This is a genomic window from Nitrogeniibacter mangrovi, from assembly GCF_010983895.1.
Classification (GTDB): Bacteria; Pseudomonadota; Gammaproteobacteria; order Burkholderiales; family Rhodocyclaceae; genus Nitrogeniibacter; species Nitrogeniibacter mangrovi.
This window is the reverse complement of sequence record NZ_CP048836.1, coordinates 3,581,389-3,593,968: the sequence shown is the minus strand read 5'-3', so window position 1 is coordinate 3,593,968 and position 12,580 is coordinate 3,581,389. Positions and strand designations below refer to the sequence as shown.

The following is a 12,580-nucleotide window of genomic DNA, read 5'->3' as shown; positions in this document are numbered from 1 at the left end:
GCGGCTTGTGGTAAAAAGCAGCATGGCGCCCGGCTCGCGAGGCCGGGCGTCGTTTCGTCTGAATCGGAGAGGGACACTATGAAGAAAACGATGCTCAAACTCGCACCGCTCGCCCTGGTGGGCCTGCTCGCGGCACCCGCCAGCCATGCCGCCGATGGCGCGACCCTGTATCAGGAGGTCGGTTGCTCGGCCTGTCACGCGGTCGACCAGAAACGCATGGGCCCGATGTACAAGGAAGTCGCTGCCAAGTACAAGGGTCAGGCCGATGCCGAGGCGCATCTGTTCAAGAAGGTCCGCGAAGGCGGTGCCGGCGTGTGGGGCCAGATCCCGATGCCGCCCAACCCCGAATCGCGCGTGACCGACGAAGAGCTGCACACGATCATCAAGTGGATCCTGTCGCTCTGAGCTGAATGCTCGACTGCAATATCAAAGGGGGGCTTCGGCCCCCCTTTGACGTTTGTCAAGGCTGCGCGTGTCTCACCCCGGTACCGTGTGCATCAGCATTCGACCGAGGAGTTGGACATGAAAGTGGACCGGATCGCGCTGTTGCACGTCGCGGTGCTGATCGGCATCACGGCCCTGGCCGTGGGCACGGCCCGGGCGGAACCGCAGGGCGAGCGCCGCGTCGAGATCATCAGCATGGTGCGTCAGGACTGTGGCTCTTGCCATGGCATGACCCTGAAGGGCGGCCTGGGGCCTTCCCTGCTGCCCGAGGCCCTGGCCCACAAGCCCGCCGCGTCGCTGGTGGCGGTCATCATGAACGGCCGGCCGGGCACCGCCATGCCGGGCTGGTCGCGCTTCGTGAGCGAATCCGAGGCCGAATGGATCGTCGCCCGGCTGCGCCAGGGCTTCCCCCACATCGCACGCCAGGAGTCCGGGCAATGAATCTGCGTCACCCATTTCGCGCGCTGGCCGCTGCCGCCGCCCTCGCTTTGCTGGCCGGCTGTGCCCACACCCCGGCACTGCGCGGCACCGGTGACCTGGGGATCGTCATCGAACGCGCCAGCGGCGCCGTGCAGGTGGTGGACAACACCCATCGCACCAGTCTGGGCCGGGTCACCGGCCTGGGCGACCTGTCCCACGCCCATGCCACCTATTCGCGCGATGCACGCTATGCCTACGTGTTCGGCCGCGACGGTGGCCTGACCAAGGTGGACCTGCTGACCCAGACCATCGCCAAGCGCATCATCCAGGCGGGCAATTCCATCGGCGGCTCCATTTCCCAGGACGGCTCACTGGTGGTGGCACAGAACTACACGCCGGGCGGCATCAGGGCCTTCGACGCCGACACCCTGGAGCCGGTCTCCGAGGTGCCGGCCGAATACGCGCCGGGCAAGTTCTCCAAGGTGGTCGGCCTGGCCGACCTGCCGGGGCAGAAATTCGCCTACGCCCTGTTCGATGCCGGCGAGATCTGGGTCACCGATTTCTCCGACCCGAAGCATCCGACCACCCAGCGCTACAAGGCCGGGAAGAACCCCTATGACGGGCTGGTCACGCCCGATGGGCGCTACTATCTGGCCGGCCTGTTCGGCGAGGACGGCATCGCCCTGCTCGACCTGTGGCACCCGGAAAAGGGCGTGCGCAAGATCCTCGAAGGCTATGGGCGCGGCGAGCAGAAGCTGCCGGTCTACAAGATGCCGCACCTGCGCGGCTGGGCGCTCGCGGGCCACTATGCCTTCCTGCCCGCGGTGGGGCATCACGAGGTGCTGGTGATCGACACCCGCACCTGGACCGAAGCTGCCCACATCCCGGTCAAGAGCCAGCCGGTGTTCGTCATGGCGCGGCCGGACGCTCGCCAGGTGTGGGTGAACTTCGCCTTCCCCGACAACGGCTGGGTGCAGGTCATCGACGTGCCGACGCTCCAGGTGATCAAGACGCTGCAGCCGGGCAAGGCGGTGCTGCACATGGAATTCACCCCGCGCGGCGAGGAGGTGTGGGTGTCGGCGCGCGATTCGAACCGGGTCACCGTCTATGACACCGCCACCTTCGCGCCGCGCACCGTGCTGCCGGCCAACGCGCCGTCGGGCATCTTTTTCACCGATCGCGCCAGTCGCATCGGCTTCTGAGGGACGCGCCATGCTGCTCGCCACCCCCGCGGCCCTGTCGCCCCGAGCGGCCCCGGCGCTGCCCGACGCGGCGCTGGCGCTGCTCAACGGCTACCAGCGCGACTTTCCGCTCGTGACCCGGCCCTTCGCGCGCCTCGGACGCGAGACCGGCCAGAGCGAGCGCGCGGTGCTCGATCGTCTCGCCGGCTGGATTGCGGACGGGACCGTCAGCCGAGTCGGCCCGGTGTTCTCGCCACGGCGCGTGGGGGCGAGCACGCTCGCCGCGCTGCGGGCACCGGCGGACGCGCTCGAACGGGTTGCCGCGCTCGTCAGTGCGCATGCGGAGGTCAACCACAACTATGCGCGCGAGCATGACTGGAACCTGTGGTTCGTGGTCACCGCGCCCGACGCGGTGGCACTGGCGCGCGTGTTGCGCGAGATCCGGCGCGACACCGGCTGCCCGGTCATCGCCCTGCCGCTGCGCGCCGAATATCACATCGATCTGGGCTTCGACCTGATCCACGGCCGCCGCGCCGTGAGCGCCGCGCCGCAGCGCGTGGTGCAGGCGGTCGAACTGAGCGCGGCGCAGACGCAGCTGGTGGCGGCCCTGCAGGGTGGCCTGCCGCTCGTCACCCGCCCCTTCGCCCGCCTCGCGCAGCAGGCCGGCCTGGGCGAGGGCGCGGTGCTCGAGCAGCTGCACGCCTGGCTCGACAGCGGCGTCCTCAAGCGGTTCGGGGTCGTGGTGCGTCATCACGAACTGGGCTACCGCGCCAATGCCATGTGCGTCTGGAATGTGCCCGATACCGCCGTCGATGCGCTGGGGGCACGGCTGGCGGCGGCCGACGGGGTGAACCTGTGCTACCGGCGCGAGCGCGCCGGCACCGACTGGCCCTACAACCTCTACTGCATGATCCACGGCCACGACCGGGCCTCGGTGCAGGCCCGGCTCGACGCGATCCGCCAGGACTGCGGCCTCGATGGCTACCCGGCGTCGGTGCTGTTTTCCACCCGGCGTTTCAAGCAGTGCGGCGCCCGCTATGCCCGCGAGGCCGTTCATGGCTGAGCGCCAGGCGCGCGCCGAGCTGAGCGAGCTCGACCGGCGCATCATCAACGCCATGCAGGGGGGATTCCCGCTCACCGATACGCCGTACCGCGACGTCGCCGCCGGCCTGGGGATCAGCGAGGACGCCTTGCTCGTGCGCCTGCGCGAGCTGCTCGAGACCCGCGTGCTCACCCGCTTCGGCCCCATGTACCAGATCGAGCGCATGGGCGGAAAGTTCGTGCTCGCGGCCATGGCGGTGCCCGAGGCCCGTTTCGATGCGGTCGCCGAGCAGGTCAATGCGCTGCCCGAAGTGGCCCACAACTACCGCCGCGAGCACCGCTTCAACATGTGGTTCGTGCTCGCCACCGAGACGCCCGAGGGGATCGACGCCGCGGTGGCACGCATCGAGGCCGACACCGGGCTGCCGGTCTATCCGTTCCCGAAGCTGCGTGAATACTTCGTCGAGATGAAGCTCTCCGCATGAGCCCGACCGATCCGCTCGACCCCCTCGACCGTGCCCTCATCCTCGCCACCCAGGGGGGGCTGCCGCTGGTGTCGCGCCCCTACGAGGGGCTCGCCGCGCAGCTGGGCATCGACGCCGCCCAGGTGCAGGCGCGTCTGGCGCGCATGCTCGAAACCGGCCTCATCCGCCGCATCGGCGCGGTGCCCAACCACTACGCCCTCGGCTACGCCGCCAACGGCATGACCGTGTGGGACGTGGACGACGCGCGCATCGACGCGCTCGGCGAACAGGTCGGCGCGCTGCCCTTCGTCACCCACTGCTACCACCGCCCCCGCCACCGGCCCGACTGGCCCTACAACCTGTTCGCCATGGTCCATGCCCATGACCGCGCCGAGGTGCTCCGCCATGCCGACCGCATCGCCGACCTGCTCGGCGACGCGCTGCAAGGCTGGGATGTGCTGTTCAGCTCGAAGATCCTCAAGAAGACCGGCCTGCGCCTGAAAGACTGAGGCGCGGCGCGTCGCGGCACGGCACGGCAACCCCGGCTGCATTTGACCCCAATCAACGCAGGGCCCTTGTCGGACGGGCGACAATCGTCCCAACGTTTTCGAGGAGTCCCCGGCATGTTTCGCCTCTCCCAATACATGCATGAACTGGTCGAGCCCACCCCCGTGGGCCCGCGCCGCGACCTGCCCGGTCCGGTGGTGATCTGGAACCTGATCCGCCGCTGCAACCTGACCTGCAAGCACTGCTATTCCATCTCGGCGGACACGAACTTTCCCGGCGAGCTGAACACCGCGCAGGTGTTCTCGGTCATGGACGACCTCAAGGCCGCGCGGGTGCCGGTGCTGATCCTCTCCGGCGGCGAGCCGCTGCTGCGCCCGGACATCTTCGAGATCGCCCATCGCGCCAAGGCCATGGGCTTCTACACGGCGCTGTCGTCCAACGGCACCCTGATCACCGAGGCCAACATCGAGCGCATCGCGGCGGTGGACTTCAACTACGTGGGCGTGAGCCTGGACGGCATCGCCGACACCCACGACCGCTTCCGGCGCAAGGCAGGGGCCTTCGACGAGTCGCTCGCCGGGATCCGGATGTGTCGCGACCTGGGCGTCAAGGTGGGGGTGCGCTTCACCATGACCCAGGACAATGCCGAGGATCTGCCGCGCCTGCTCCAGCTCACCGCGGACGAGCGCATCGACCGCTTCTACTTCTCGCACCTGAACTATGCCGGGCGCGGCAACAAGAACCGCAAGGACGACGCCCAGCACCAGCTCACCCGCTGGGCCATGGACCTGCTCTTCGAGACCTGCTGGCAGGATGTGCAGGACGGCCGGGTGCGCGAGTTCACCACCGGCAACAACGATGCCGACGGGGTGTATTTCCTCAAGTGGGTGGCGGCGCGCTTCCCCGACAAGGCCGAGCACATCCGTGCCAAGCTGGTGCAGTGGGGCGGCAACGCCAGCGGCGTGAACGTGGCCAACATCGACAACCTGGGCAAGGTCCATCCGGACACCATGTGGTGGCACCACACCCTCGGCAACGTCAAGGAGCGCCCGTTCGGCGAGATCTGGGCCGACACCACCGACCCGCTCATGGCCGGGCTCAAGGCGCGGCCACGACAGGTGAAGGGGCGCTGCGGCGGCTGTGCCCACTTCGACATCTGCGGCGGCAACACCCGGGTGCGCGCCCAGCAGCTCACCGGTGACGCCTGGCAGGAAGATCCGGCCTGCTACCTGGACGACGACGAGATCGGTCTGGCCGCCGACGCCCGGGGCGAGCGCCTTGGCGTGACGCCCTATCCGCGTCGCGTCGCCTGAGGCCACCGTCATGCAGACACTGATTCATGTGGTCGTGCTGGTGGCCATCTCCGTGTTCGCGGCCTTCGCCAAGGCCGAGGCGCCCGCCGACCCCGCGGCGCTGTTCGCGCAGCACTGCGCCCGCTGCCACGGCGCCGACCGGCTCGGCCAGATGGGCCCGGCACTGCTGCCCGAGAACCTGGCCCGGCTCAAGCCGGCGGCGGCGCGAACGGTGATTGCCGAGGGGCGCACCGCGACCCAGATGCCGGCCTTCGGCCAGGTGCTCTCGGGCGAGCAGATCGACGCGCTCGCCAAGTGGATCTACACCGACACCGGCGAAATCCCGCCCTGGGGCGAGGACCGGATCCGCGCCTCGCGCATCGTGCATGTGGACGACACCCGGCTGCCGAACAAGCCGGTCTTCGATGCCGACCCGCTCAACGTGTTCCTGGTGGTGGAGCAGGGCGACCACCATGTCTCGGTGCTCGACGGCGACAAGATGGAGCGCATCCACCGCTTCGCCTCGCGCTATGCCCTGCACGGCGGGCCGAAGTTCACCGCCGACGGGCGCTTCGTGTATTTCGCCTCGCGCGACGGCTGGATCACCAAGTACGACATCTGGAACCTGACCCCGGTGGTCGAAGTGCGCGCCGGCATCAACACCCGCAACGTGGCGGTGTCGGAGGACGGCAAGGTGGTGGCGGTGGCCAATTACCTGCCGCGCACCCTGGTGCTGCTCGACGGCGAGCTGAACCTGCTCAAGGTCATCGAGGTGAAGGACAAGGACGGCAAGAAGAGCTCGCGGGTCTCGGCGGTGTACGACGCCGCGCCGCGCAAGAGTTTCGTGGCCGCGCTCAAGGACGTGCCCGAGGTGTGGGAGATCAGTTACGACCCCAAGGCCGAGCCGATCGCCGCCGGCTACGTGCATGACTACCAGTACCAGGAAGGCGGCTTCATCCCCGGCTACCTGAACCCGCGCCGCACGGTGCTCGACGACGTGCTCGACGATTTCTTCTTCACCCAGGACTACACCGAGGTGATGGGCACCGCGCGCAAGACCCGTCGCGGCCAGGTGGTCAATCTCGACATCCGCCGCAAGGTCGCCGACCTGGACATCAGCGGCATGCCGCACCTGGGCTCGGGCATCACCTGGCATTGGCATGGGCGCACCGTGATGGCCTCGCCCAACCTCAAGGAAGGCAAGATCAGCATCATCGACATGGCCGACTGGAAGGTGCTCAAGGAGGTGAAGACCCTGGGGCCGGGCTTCTTCATGCGCAGCCACGAAAAGTCCCGCTATGCCTGGATCGATTCCATGATGAGCCCCAGCCATCACGACACCCTGCAGATCCTCGACAAGGAGACCTTCGAGATCGTCGGCCAGGTGCGCGAGCCGGGCAAGACGCTCGCCCATGTGGAGTTCGACCGCAACGGCCGCTACGTCATCGCCAGCCTCATGGAGCAGGACGGCGCGATCATCTTCTACGACGCGAGCACGTGGAAGGAGATCAAGCGCCTGCCGGCCTCCAAGCCCATCGGCAAGTACAACGTGTTCAACAAGACGCGACTGTCCGAAGGCACCAGCCACTGAGCGTGGATCAGGGGTCCGATCGCCCTCGGGCGAGCCGGAACACGCCGCTGGCCACGATCGCCACGAGGCTCGCGCCGACCAGTGCCCACTTGAGCGCGGTCAGCCCCCCGGCGAGCTGGTCGATGACCGGGGTGGGCGCCGGATAGCGCAGCATCACCAGCGCGACGGCGGCGTTTTCCAGGTAATCCGCGAGTGCGGCTGCCAGTGGCAGCAGGGGAATCCACCGCCAAGCGGACGCCGGGGCGAAGGCGCGGGCCAGCCAGCCCAGCGCCAGCGCCAGGCCGGCACCGTAGAGCGCGGGAAAGCACAGGTCGAAACCGGCCAGGCGCGACGCCAGGTAGGCGCTCCGGCCTGCGGCGCCGAGCTGCCCGGCCATCCGGTACAGGTCCTGCGCGGTGTAGTGGAGCGAGGTGTCGGGCTGGCCGGCCGTGCCGGCGTGCACGGCGACCTTGGCGTCGCCCGCGGGCACCACGGTCAGCATGAACAGCACGGTGGCGGCCAGCGCCGCCAGGGCGAGGCGGCCGCTCGAATGCCGGATCAGCCAGTCGGTGAGTGAGGCGCGCATTCGGGCGTGGGGGGTATCCGTGGCGGGGGCTCGCCACGGCCGATCCGATTGCGTTCCGGATCGGCCGTGCCGGCTCAGTGCATGGTGGTCGGCTGGTGCCGGTTCAGGATCTCGGCGATCTCGCGTTCGATGGTGTCCGGGATCATGACCTTGACCTCGGCCTTGGCGGTGTCGAGAAAGATCTTTTCCCGGTCGATGCCATCGGCGAGCAGCTCGTCCATGGCGTTGCGGGCGGCGTCCGCCGTGCTGTATGCCGCGGTGACGGTCTTCATGTCAGTCACTCCTCCTTGCTGGCTTGCGTTTCACTGCCCCGGCGTGTGGCCGAGGCGCCGCTCCCTGGCGAGAGTGCTGTTGTCGTTCGAGTCTCGCGACTCCACTGCAGTATAGAAAGCGGCGCCCGGTCGGCGCCAGTTCGTGCCAGCTCAGCGTCCGATCCAGCGGCGCGCGTCGGCGACGGTGTCGAAGACTTCGAGGGGGAAGGGGGCCAGGCCGGTGTCGCGGTAGGTGGCCACATGGCGCAGCACCCTGTCGTCGCGGGCGACGATGGCGATCTTGAGGTGCGGATTGGTGAGCGCGGCGCCAGCGCCGTAGGCGGTGAATCGGCGCACGTCCTTGTCGAGGATCTCGAAGTCGTCCACATCGCTGAAGTCGTTGATGCTGTATTCGGCGGTGTCGAAGTCGGGATGGTTCTGGAACTGGACGATGGAGCCGAAGAATTCGTCGGCGGTCACCACGCCACTGAAGTGCTTGTAGGCCCCGCGGGGTTCCCACACGAGTTCGTAGGTCATGCGGTACCTCTCATCATGCCGTTGCGCTCGGCCAAGCGCGTCACGGGGCGGTGAGCTTCAGCTCGATGCGCCGGTTGCGGGCGTAGGCCGCCGCGGTGTCGTGCGGGTCGAGCGGATGGAACTGGCCGTAGCCGGTGGCGGCGAGCCGGTTGGCCGGAATGCCCCGGTCGCGCAGGAACTTGACGATGGCGATGGCGCGCGCGGTGGACAGCTCCCAGTTGGAGGGAAAGCGCTCGGTGTGGATGGGGCGGCGGTCGGTGTGGCCGTCCACCTGCAGCACCCAGGGCACGTCGTCGGGGATCTCCCTGGCGAGCGTCTTGAGCGTGGTGGCCAGTTGCGCCAGTTGCTGGCGGCCGCTGTCGGAGACGGCGTCCGAGGCGCTGTCGAACAGCACCTCGCTGGAGAACACGAAGCGGTCGCCGACGATCTGGATGTCGTCGCGCTGGCCCAGCACTTCGCGCAGGCGGCCGAAGAACTCGGAGCGGTAGCGCGCCAGCTCGCGCGCCTTCTGGGCGAGGGCGAGGTTGAGCTCCTTGCCCAGTGCCTCGATCTTCAGGTCCTTGTCGCGGGCGGCCGCCTTGGCGGCATCGAGGGCGTTGTTCAGGGTCTCGAGCTGGGTGCGTACGGCGGCCAGCTGGCGATTGAGCAATTCCACCTGGGCCAGCGCCCGCTCGGAGACCTCGCTCTGCTCCTTGAGCTTGCCCTCGCTGGTGTCGAGGGCGGTGCCCAGGCGCGCCACCTCGGCCTCGAGATCGGCCTTGAGGCGTTGCAGCGCGGCGATGTCGTTGACCAGCCGGGCCGCGTCCTCTTCGGCGGACTGGCGTTTCGATTCGGACTGCTGCAGGTCGAGGGTGAGCTGCTTCTGCCTGCCCTGCGCCTGGGCCAGGCTCGCCGACAGCTCGGCGAGCTGGGCCTCGGCCTGGGTGCGGGCGTCGGTGGCCAGACTCAGCTGCTTGGCGAGGGTGGCCAGATCGGCGTTGAGGCGGGCGATGGCGCGGTCGCGCCCGCTGACCGCGTCGCTGAGCACGAACTGGCCGATGGTGAAGATGAGGATCACGAAGATCATCACCATCAGCAGCGCGGCGAGCGCGTCCACGAAGCCCGGCCAGAAGTCGAGCGTCCGGCGGCGGCGCGACAGGGCGGCCATCAGTCGGCCTTGCGTCCGTCGAGGGCCGCGGCGATGGTGCGCGAGAGCAGGCGCAGTTCGGCGCGGATGTCTTCGGACAGGGCGTTGGCCTGGGCCGGGTGCTGGGCCATCTGGCGGATGAAGCCGCGCAGCTCGTCCTGCGACTCGGTCATGGCGACCAGATCGCGCGACTCGCGGGTGAGCAGGTCGGCCAGGCGGTTGAGCTGGCTGTTGAGCTCACCGAGCTGTTCGCTGGTCTGGCGCCGTTCGCGGTCCGCCTCGGAGGCGGAGCGCTGCATGCGCTCGAGGCTCTCGGCGGTCTGTTCCAGCAGCGCCTGAACATAGGCCGGCACGCTGCCGCCTTCGCCCTCGCCGAGGGCGCCGCCGGGCAGGCGGGTGATGTGCGAGAGCCACTCCTCCAGCTCGTTGTAGAAGCGGTTCTGGGCATGGCCCGACTGCAGGTCGAGAAAGCCCACCACGAGCGAGCCGGCGAGCCCGAACAGGGAGGTGGAGAAGCTGGTGGCCATGCCCGACAGGGGCGCGTCGAGCCGGGTCTTGAGGGCATCGAACATGGCGACCGGATCGGCGCCCCCGCTCATGGAGCCGATGATGTCGCCCACCGAGCGGATGGTGGCGAGCAGCCCCCAGAAGGTGCCGAGCAGGCCGAGGAAGATGAGCAGGCCGATGAGGTAGCGGGACAGGTCGCGCTGTTCCTCGAGGCGGATCTGCACGCTGTCGAGAATGGAGCGCATGGAGGCCGGCGAGAGATGGAAGCGGCCGCGCTCGCGAGAGCTGAGCAGGCGCGCCATCGGTGCCAGCAACACCGCCCGGGCGCTCGAGGCCGGTGCGTCGGGCCGCCGGGCGAAATCGTCCACCCACAGCACTTCACGCTGCAGTCGCCACACCTGGCGCAGATTGACGCCGATGCCCACCGCGAGCACCAGCAGGATCAGGCTGTTGAAGGCGATGTTGGCCAGGAAGGCATCGGCCAGCTGCGGCGCCAGAATGGCCGCCAGTGCGGCGACCAGGGCGAGAAACAGGCTCATCCATGTCGTGGCCCGGGCGGGCCGGGTGAACACCTGGGGCTCCATCGGCGTCGACTCCATCGTGGGCGATGGCGTTCAGTCTAGCGCAGTTGGCGGCCCCGGTTTCGTTGGATGCGTCACGCGTCCGGGCTGACCTGCTCCCGGGCTTTTACGGCCGGGGTGAGCGGTCGGGCGGCGGTGGGCTTGAGCAGCTCCGGCGTGTTTTCGTCCGCGCGCAGCGCGTCGGCGACCTGGCGCTGTCTTGCCGCGGCCACATCGGCCTTGCGCTGTTTTTTCTTCGGATGGCGAATGATCCGCCCATCGATGCGATCGAGGCGGTCGAGCTGGTAGGTGATCTCCGAGCCGTAAAGCAGGATCAGCGACACGTAGTAGACCCACACCAGAATGACCGCCAGTGAGCCGGCGGCCCCGAAGGTGCTGTCCAGCCCGGCGCGGCCCATGTAAAGGCCGACGCCCCATTTGCCCACCTCGAACAGTACCGCCGTGACCATGGCGCCGGCGAGCAGCGATTTCTTGGTCAGGCGCGCCGGAATGAGCACCCGGTAGAGGATGGCGATCATGACGCTCTGCAGGCTGATGGTGATGGCCAGCTGCAGGATGGAGGCCAGCCACAACAGGGCCGTCATGCCGCGGGTGGCGAACTCGCCCACCGCCACGATGGCGGCGCTGGCCACCAGCGAGACCATGAGCAGAAAGCCGATGCCGAACACCACGGTCAGGCCCTTGAGGCGGGCCATGAGCAGGTTCACCCAGGCGGCGCGCGATTGGTTGGGACGGCCGAAGACCGCTTCGAAGCCGTGGCCCATCTGCATGAACAGGCCGGTGGCACCGAGCAGCATGACGCCGGTACTGATGAGCGTGGCCATCAGGCCGTCGCCCGACTGGGCGCTGGCGGCAATCAGGCGCTGGACCAGTGCCGCGCCATCGGGCCCGATCAGCGATTGCAGCTCGCCGACGATGCGGCCGCTGGCGGCTTTTTCCCCGAAGAACAGGCCGGCCACCGAGACCGCCAGCACCAGGATCGGGGCGAGCGAAAAGGCCGAGTAGTAGGCCAGTGCCGCCGCGTAGGTGGTGCAGCGGTCCGAGAGCGTCTTGATGGCGGCGCGGATGGGAACGAGCAGCAGTCGGATGATGTGGCGAGGGCGCATGCGGCGGATCGGGTCGAGTGGCTGTCAGCCCAACTTTACCCAGTTTCTCGCCCGTTCGCGTGTCAGCGCCGGCTGATCAGGACGTGTGTTGCCGATGATGACGTTTCAATGGCCGGGAGCGCCGCCCGCGGGCGCCCCGGCCGCGTGGGCTCCGGGGCGCGGTGAACGACCCGGAACCGGAGGGCTCAGAACTTGCCGTTGTCGTTCTTCCACTCGGCGCGCGGCGGGATGGCTTCGATGACATCCCAATGTTCGGCGATCCTGGCATCGGCGATGCGGAAGAGGTCGTAGAACGCGGTATGGGTGCCGCCCAGCGAGCCTTCGCTGACCGCGAGCACGAAGTTGCCTTCGCCAAGCACCTTGTGGATCCGGTCGTATTCCATCTGGATGCCTTGCTTGGCCATGGCCTCAAGCGCGGCGCCGAGGCCGCTCAGCCCGTCGGCGATCTGCGGGTTGTGCTGAATGTAGTGGTCGCCGTCGAAGTACTGCTGAAGCTGGGCCATCTTGCCGCCGATCAGAATGTCTTCGACAAACTGCCGTGCCAGCGCCTTGTTCTCTTCCGTCTTCTCCAGGGCTTCGCTCTGCGTGGGGCCGTCGATCATCGAACGGCCCGACGGGTTGGGGGCCTCGGGCGTGACCTGCAGGTTGTCCCAATGCTCCACGATCTGTCCGTTGTCGAAGCGGAAGATATCGAAGCCGATCTTGGGGCCGAAGAAGTTGTATTCGGTGTGGGTGAAGACGTAATCCCCGTCTGCGAAGGCGCGCACCGTGTTGACGCGGGCACTGCCGGGCGGCAGCGCCTGAAGCACCGCGCCGAAGCCGGCCAGGCCGTCACCGACCGCCAGATTGTGCTGGGTGTAGCGGGCGGGGTTGATGTAGGCCACGGGGGCGGTGTCACCCGTTTCGATGCTCTTGAGCAGGGCGACGACTTTTTCGGTATTGGACATGGGTTTCTCCGTTGAGGGGG

At 68.3% G+C, this 12,580-nt stretch carries 15 protein-coding genes; 8 read left to right on the top strand and 7 right to left on the bottom strand.

Annotated elements, in window-relative coordinates:
- The first annotated feature begins 78 nt into the window (after positions 1–78).
- The 8 genes from G3580_RS16680 to G3580_RS16645 all read left to right on the top strand — a co-directional run bounded on the left by G3580_RS16680 (position 79) and on the right by G3580_RS16645 (position 6,940).
- Positions 79–405, top strand: coding sequence for a c-type cytochrome (locus G3580_RS16680; RefSeq protein WP_173767397.1), 327 nt, complete (start codon positions 79–81; stop codon positions 403–405).
- Between the two features lie 117 nt (positions 406–522).
- Complete coding sequence (locus tag G3580_RS16675; RefSeq protein ID WP_173767396.1) at positions 523–885, top strand: c-type cytochrome; 363 nt, start codon at positions 523–525, stop codon at positions 883–885.
- Complete coding sequence (locus G3580_RS16670; RefSeq protein WP_173767395.1) at positions 882–2,066, top strand: cytochrome D1 domain-containing protein; 1,185 nt, start codon at positions 882–884, stop codon at positions 2,064–2,066. Before G3580_RS16675 ends, G3580_RS16670 begins: the two co-directional genes overlap by 4 nt.
- Before the next feature lie 10 nt (positions 2,067–2,076).
- Positions 2,077–3,108: a siroheme decarboxylase subunit beta gene (gene ahbB, locus G3580_RS16665; RefSeq protein ID WP_173767394.1), complete on the top strand. Its 1,032-nt coding sequence runs from the start codon at positions 2,077–2,079 to the stop codon at positions 3,106–3,108.
- Complete coding sequence (locus G3580_RS16660) at positions 3,101–3,571, top strand: AsnC family transcriptional regulator (RefSeq protein ID WP_173767393.1); 471 nt, start codon at positions 3,101–3,103, stop codon at positions 3,569–3,571. Before ahbB (G3580_RS16665) ends, G3580_RS16660 begins: the two co-directional genes overlap by 8 nt.
- Positions 3,568–4,059 (top strand): siroheme decarboxylase subunit beta, encoded by a 492-nt coding sequence (gene ahbB, locus G3580_RS16655; protein ID WP_173767392.1) that lies wholly within the window; start codon positions 3,568–3,570, stop codon positions 4,057–4,059. The genes G3580_RS16660 and ahbB (G3580_RS16655) overlap by 4 nt, the downstream gene beginning before the upstream one ends.
- A gap of 114 nt (positions 4,060–4,173) precedes the next feature.
- Positions 4,174–5,370 (top strand): heme d1 biosynthesis radical SAM protein NirJ, encoded by a 1,197-nt coding sequence (gene nirJ, locus G3580_RS16650; protein WP_173767390.1) that lies wholly within the window; start codon positions 4,174–4,176, stop codon positions 5,368–5,370.
- 10 nt (positions 5,371–5,380) lie between these two features.
- The gene (locus G3580_RS16645) at positions 5,381–6,940 is read left to right on the top strand and encodes a nitrite reductase (RefSeq protein ID WP_173767388.1); all 1,560 of its coding nucleotides are present in this window, start codon (positions 5,381–5,383) and stop codon (positions 6,938–6,940) included.
- 7 nt (positions 6,941–6,947) lie between these two features.
- Here the strand turns inward: G3580_RS16645 and G3580_RS16640 are convergent, their stop codons facing one another.
- From G3580_RS16640 to G3580_RS16610, 7 genes are all read right to left on the bottom strand, one after another.
- A complete protein-coding gene (locus G3580_RS16640; RefSeq protein ID WP_173767386.1) occupies positions 6,948–7,505 on the bottom strand; it encodes a hypothetical protein in 558 nt (185 codons plus the stop codon).
- A gap of 74 nt (positions 7,506–7,579) precedes the next feature.
- A complete protein-coding gene (locus tag G3580_RS16635) occupies positions 7,580–7,777 on the bottom strand; it encodes a hypothetical protein (RefSeq protein WP_173767384.1) in 198 nt (65 codons plus the stop codon).
- Between the two features lie 150 nt (positions 7,778–7,927).
- Positions 7,928–8,293 (bottom strand): hypothetical protein, encoded by a 366-nt coding sequence (locus G3580_RS16630; protein ID WP_173767382.1) that lies wholly within the window; start codon positions 8,291–8,293, stop codon positions 7,928–7,930.
- Positions 8,294–8,333: 40 nt separating this feature from the next.
- Positions 8,334–9,440, bottom strand: coding sequence for a peptidoglycan -binding protein (locus G3580_RS16625; protein ID WP_173767380.1), 1,107 nt, complete (start codon positions 9,438–9,440; stop codon positions 8,334–8,336).
- Complete coding sequence (locus G3580_RS16620; RefSeq protein ID WP_173767378.1) at positions 9,440–10,510, bottom strand: flagellar motor protein MotA; 1,071 nt, start codon at positions 10,508–10,510, stop codon at positions 9,440–9,442. The genes G3580_RS16625 and G3580_RS16620 overlap by 1 nt, the downstream gene beginning before the upstream one ends.
- A gap of 71 nt (positions 10,511–10,581) precedes the next feature.
- Complete coding sequence (locus G3580_RS16615; RefSeq protein WP_173767376.1) at positions 10,582–11,613, bottom strand: YihY/virulence factor BrkB family protein; 1,032 nt, start codon at positions 11,611–11,613, stop codon at positions 10,582–10,584.
- 185 nt (positions 11,614–11,798) lie between these two features.
- Positions 11,799–12,560 carry a nuclear transport factor 2 family protein gene (locus tag G3580_RS16610; RefSeq protein WP_173767374.1) on the bottom strand — a complete coding sequence of 254 codons (762 nt, stop codon included), beginning with the start codon at positions 12,558–12,560 and terminating at the stop codon, positions 11,799–11,801.
- Positions 12,561–12,580 lie beyond the last annotated feature (20 nt).

Excerpts from the sequence above, each read along its gene's own strand:
- G3580_RS16680 (WP_173767397.1), top strand. The coding sequence starts at position 79 with ATGAAGAAAACGATGCTCAAACTCGCACCGCTCGCCCTGGTGGGCCTG.
- G3580_RS16675 (WP_173767396.1), top strand. The coding sequence starts at position 523 with ATGAAAGTGGACCGGATCGCGCTGTTGCACGTCGCGGTGCTGATCGGC.
- G3580_RS16670 (WP_173767395.1), top strand. The coding sequence starts at position 882 with ATGAATCTGCGTCACCCATTTCGCGCGCTGGCCGCTGCCGCCGCCCTC.
- ahbB (WP_173767394.1), top strand. The coding sequence starts at position 2,077 with ATGCTGCTCGCCACCCCCGCGGCCCTGTCGCCCCGAGCGGCCCCGGCG.
- G3580_RS16660 (WP_173767393.1), top strand. The coding sequence starts at position 3,101 with ATGGCTGAGCGCCAGGCGCGCGCCGAGCTGAGCGAGCTCGACCGGCGC.
- ahbB (WP_173767392.1), top strand. The coding sequence starts at position 3,568 with ATGAGCCCGACCGATCCGCTCGACCCCCTCGACCGTGCCCTCATCCTC.
- nirJ (WP_173767390.1), top strand. The coding sequence starts at position 4,174 with ATGTTTCGCCTCTCCCAATACATGCATGAACTGGTCGAGCCCACCCCC.
- G3580_RS16645 (WP_173767388.1), top strand. The coding sequence starts at position 5,381 with ATGCAGACACTGATTCATGTGGTCGTGCTGGTGGCCATCTCCGTGTTC.
- G3580_RS16640 (WP_173767386.1), bottom strand. The coding sequence starts at position 7,505 with ATGCGCGCCTCACTCACCGACTGGCTGATCCGGCATTCGAGCGGCCGC.
- G3580_RS16635 (WP_173767384.1), bottom strand. The coding sequence starts at position 7,777 with ATGAAGACCGTCACCGCGGCATACAGCACGGCGGACGCCGCCCGCAAC.
- G3580_RS16630 (WP_173767382.1), bottom strand. The coding sequence starts at position 8,293 with ATGACCTACGAACTCGTGTGGGAACCCCGCGGGGCCTACAAGCACTTC.
- G3580_RS16625 (WP_173767380.1), bottom strand. The coding sequence starts at position 9,440 with ATGGCCGCCCTGTCGCGCCGCCGCCGGACGCTCGACTTCTGGCCGGGC.
- G3580_RS16620 (WP_173767378.1), bottom strand. The coding sequence starts at position 10,510 with ATGGAGCCCCAGGTGTTCACCCGGCCCGCCCGGGCCACGACATGGATG.
- G3580_RS16615 (WP_173767376.1), bottom strand. The coding sequence starts at position 11,613 with ATGCGCCCTCGCCACATCATCCGACTGCTGCTCGTTCCCATCCGCGCC.
- G3580_RS16610 (WP_173767374.1), bottom strand. The coding sequence starts at position 12,560 with ATGTCCAATACCGAAAAAGTCGTCGCCCTGCTCAAGAGCATCGAAACG.